The organism is Mesorhizobium sp. M7A.F.Ca.US.005.03.2.1 (genome assembly GCF_003997795.1).
GTDB lineage: Bacteria > Pseudomonadota > Alphaproteobacteria > Rhizobiales > Rhizobiaceae > Mesorhizobium > Mesorhizobium ciceri.
Genome location: NZ_RZRP01000660.1, coordinates 1 through 3,594, shown reverse-complemented (window position 1 = coordinate 3,594; position 3,594 = coordinate 1). Strand labels below are relative to the sequence as shown.

5 protein-coding genes are annotated in these 3,594 nt (G+C 64.8%); 1 reads left to right on the top strand and 4 read right to left on the bottom strand.

The genetic code is table 11. The features are described 5' to 3' along the window. The 4 genes from EN991_RS27795 to EN991_RS27780 form a co-directional block, all read right to left on the bottom strand. On the bottom strand, nt 1-705 hold a 705-nt coding region (locus EN991_RS27795), incomplete at its 3' end, for an ABC transporter permease (protein ID WP_164769412.1). Next, entirely contained in the window at nt 702-1,622 is a 921-nt protein-coding gene (locus EN991_RS27790; protein WP_127365454.1) for an ABC transporter ATP-binding protein, read from the bottom strand. The genes EN991_RS27790 and EN991_RS27795, both read right to left, overlap by 4 nt. Next, a complete protein-coding gene (locus tag EN991_RS27785) occupies nt 1,619-2,572 on the bottom strand; it encodes an HlyD family efflux transporter periplasmic adaptor subunit (RefSeq protein ID WP_027161228.1) in 954 nt (317 codons plus the stop codon). The genes EN991_RS27790 and EN991_RS27785 overlap by 4 nt, the downstream gene beginning before the upstream one ends. Continuing rightward, the gene (locus EN991_RS27780; RefSeq protein WP_063169644.1) at nt 2,569-3,267 is read right to left on the bottom strand and encodes a CerR family C-terminal domain-containing protein; all 699 of its coding nucleotides are present in this window, start codon (nt 3,265-3,267) and stop codon (nt 2,569-2,571) included. The genes EN991_RS27785 and EN991_RS27780 overlap by 4 nt, the downstream gene beginning before the upstream one ends. Before the next feature lie 90 nt (nt 3,268-3,357). Between EN991_RS27780 and EN991_RS27775 the strand changes: the two genes are divergently transcribed. Beyond that, on the top strand, nt 3,358-3,594 hold a 237-nt coding region (locus tag EN991_RS27775), incomplete at its 3' end, for a CYTH domain-containing protein (protein WP_127369952.1).

Genomic DNA, 3,594 nt, shown 5'->3' with positions numbered 1-3,594 from the left:
GGGCAGCACCTTGCCCATCATGATCTCGAGCGGGCTGGACGGCATCGCCAGCAGGTTCTCCATCGTTCCGCGCTCGGTCTCGCGTGTCAGCGCGATCGAGGTCATCATCACCATGGTCATCTGCAGGATGACGCCCAGCAGGCCGGGCACGATGTTGTATTGCGAGATGCCTTCGGGATTGTAGCGCCGGTGTACGACGACATCGAGCTGACCCTTGGCGGCCTCGGCGGCGGCTTCCTGCGTGCCTTGCGCCCTCAGCAGCGCCTGGCTGGCGACTGTGCCGAGCGTCGAGATGGCGCCGCTGGCCACCGCCGGGTCGGTGGCGTCGGCCTCGATGAGTATCTGCGGGTTGTTGCCGCTCTCCACTCTCCTGGCGAAATCGGCCGGGATGGTGACGACGAAGGCAACGTCGCCGCGCGATATCAGGAACTCGGCCTCGGCGGCACTTTGCGCGACATGGTCGAAACGATAGTAACCGGTGGTCTGCAGCGCCGCGACAATGGCGCGCGTATAGGGATCGTTGCTCGTCGCCACGAGTGCTGCCGGCAGGCTTTTCGGGTCGTTGTTGATGGCGTAGCCGAAAAGCACCAATTGTATCAGCGGCACGCCGAGCATCATGGCGAAGGTGATGCGGTCGCGCCGCATCTGGATGAATTCCTTGATCAGCAAGGCGCCAAGTCGGGCGAAGGAAAAGACGCTGTTCATGCCATGTTGTCCTTCGAGCCGGACATGAACTGGATGAAGACGTCCTCGAGGCTGGTTTCGCCGGGCGAAACTTTCACGCCCTTGTGCTCTCTCTCGACATCGGCAAGCGCGGCTTCGAGCTTCTTCTGGTCGGAGCCGACGACATGCAGCGTCGCGCCGAACGGCGCCACCTGATCGACGCCGGGGCGGCCCTGAAGCGCTTCGGCGACCTGATCGAGGCGCGGACCCTGCAGGACGAAGGTGGTCAGCCCGGCATTTTTCACCACTTCGGCGACAGTGCCGGTGGCCAGCATCTTGCCATAGGAGATGTAGCTGATGCGGTGGCAGCGCTCGGCTTCGTCCATATAGTGGGTGGAGACCAGCACGGTCAGCCCGCCGCTGGCGAGGCGATGGATCTCGTCCCAGAACTCGCGCCGCGCCTTCGGGTCGACACCGGCCGTAGGCTCGTCGAGCAGCAGCAATTTCGGCTTGTGCATGATGCAGGCGGCCAGCGCCAGCCGCTGCTTCCAGCCGCCCGACAAGGTGCCGGCCAGCTGGTTGCGGCGCGACGTCAGGCCGAGGTCCTCCAACGTGCTCGCGACATGCTCCTCGACCGGCTTCAGCCGGTAGAGCCGCGCCACGAATTCGAGATTCTCGCCGATCGTCAGATCCTCGTAGAACGAGAATTTCTGCGTCATGTAGCCGACTTCGCGCTTGATGCGCAGGCTGTCGGTGCGGATGTTGAAACCGAGCACCGTGCCTTCGCCCTCGTCCGGCGTCAGCAGGCCGCACATGATGCGGATGGTGGTCGTTTTGCCCGAACCGTTGGGGCCGAGAAAGCCGACGATCTCGCCCTCGGCAACCGACATCGTCACATGGTCGACGACGGTCTTGTCGCCAAAGCGCTTGACCAGGCCGTGTACGTCGATGGCGTTCATCTTGCGCTGTCCGCCAGATCGACATCGACGATCTGGCCGGGCTGCAGCGGGCCGGCATCGCCCTCCGGCCGCGCCTCGACGAGGTAGACCAGCTTCTGCCGGTTCTCAAGCGAATAGATCACCGGCGGGGTGAACTCGGGATCTGGCGAGACGTAGCTGACGCGCGCCTTCACATCCGGGCCGCAGCCGTCGCAATGGACGCCGAGCAAGGTGCCGACCTTGACCGAGGAGAAGGCGCTCTCCGGGATATAGACGCTGAGCTTCACCGCGCCGTCGGGCAGGATCGAGATGACCGGCGCGGTCGGACCTGATGTATCGCCCGGATTGCGGATGACATCGTTGACGCGGCCCGGCGAAGGGGCTGCCAGGACGCGCTTCGACAGCCGCCACTGCGCCTGCTCCAACGCGGCCTGCGCCTGCTTGACCTGATTGTCGGCGGCCTTGATCGTCTCGGGGCGCGCCGGCAGGCCGCCGACGGCGAGATTGGATTTGGCCTGGCCGACCTGCGCATTGGCCGTTTCGAGCGTGGCCGACGCGGTGTCGAAATCCGCTTGCGTGCCGGCGCCGCGCTTGAACAGATCGGCGGCGCGGTCGTATTTGCGCTTGGCGTCGGCGGCCTGGGCGCTGGCCATATCGACCTCGGCCTTCAGCACGGCGATCTCTTCCGGCCGCTTGCCGATCTGCAGGTCGGCCAATTGCGCCTGCGCCTGGGCAAGGCCGGCCTGCGCCTGCGCGACAGCGATTTTTGCGTCGGCACTTTCCAGCGTCACCACGGTCGTGCCGGGCACCACACGGTCGCCGCGCTTGACCGTGACGGTCTCGACCTGCGCCACCTCGATCGGCGCCAGCAGCACGTAGTCGCCTTCGACATAGCCGACGGCCAGCGGTGCTGCCGGGGCACAGGCCGAGAAGAGCTGCGCGGCGAGCGGCAGCGAACACAGAAAGCTCATGGTCTTTGCCCCTTTGTCTTTGCCCCTTTTCTGGCGGCCAATATGGCCTTGAGATTGCCCGATGTGACCGCCACCACCTTGGCGGCCTCCGCGGCGCCGATATCGGGCCAGCCCATGCGGCGCATCACCGCCTCACGGCCGATGCGGAAATAGATGACCTGGCCGATCAGCGTGAACACGGTGAGCCTTGTGGCCTCGCTTTCGGCGGGCTCGCCAGTTGCCTGTTCCCACAGCTGGCACAGCCGGCGATGGCTCGGCTCGAAGACACCGTCATAGATACGATCGAGGGCTGCCGTTGGATGGGAAAGTTCGCGCAGGATGAACTGCACGATCTCACCGGCCTGCGGACTGGCCACGACAAAGCCGACCATTCGCTCCAGCGCCGCGAAGAGCTGCGCCTGCGCTGCCTCCGGACCGACCGGCGCGGGCGCCTGCGCATTGCCGAGCGCCGGGCCGGCGACCGTCTGGATGGTCTCGACGATAAAGTCGGCGGCGGCCGTGCGAAGACCCTCCTTGCCGCCGAAATGATAGGCGATCGAGCCGATATTGGCTCGCGCCTCGGCGGCGATCTCGCGCGTCGAGGTGCCGTCGAAGCCCTGCCGTCCGAACAGCTTCAGTGCCGCCTGGACAAGCGCCGCGCGCGTCATCTCGGCGGGCTCGCGACGAAGAACTTTGGGCTCAGGTAGTTTGATCATGAGCACATTTTAATCAATCGATTGATTAAAGTCAACTTCTGTTCGTCATTGTCTTGCCATCGACGGCGGCAAACGCTTTAGTGCGCGGCCATGGGCAAGGAAGTCGAACGAAAATTCCTGGTCACCAACACCGCATGGCGGGAGTTGGCCGAGGCCAATATCCGCATTCTCCAGTTCTATCTCGCTGCCGGCCCCGGGCGCACAGTGCGCATCCGCATCAGCGACGGCACTTCCGCCAAGCTGACGCTCAAATTCGGCAGCAAAGCGCGCGAGCGCGACGAATTCGAATACCCGATCCCGCTGTCGGAGGCGGTGGAGATGCTGGAC

What these genes read in the sequence shown, in the direction of transcription:
- EN991_RS27790 (WP_127365454.1), bottom strand. Translation starts at nt 1,622, where the DNA reads ATGAACGCCATCGACGTACACGGCCTGGTCAAGCGCTTTGGCGACAAG.
- EN991_RS27785 (WP_027161228.1), bottom strand. Translation starts at nt 2,572, where the DNA reads ATGAGCTTTCTGTGTTCGCTGCCGCTCGCCGCGCAGCTCTTCTCGGCC.
- EN991_RS27780 (WP_063169644.1), bottom strand. Translation starts at nt 3,267, where the DNA reads ATGATCAAACTACCTGAGCCCAAAGTTCTTCGTCGCGAGCCCGCCGAG.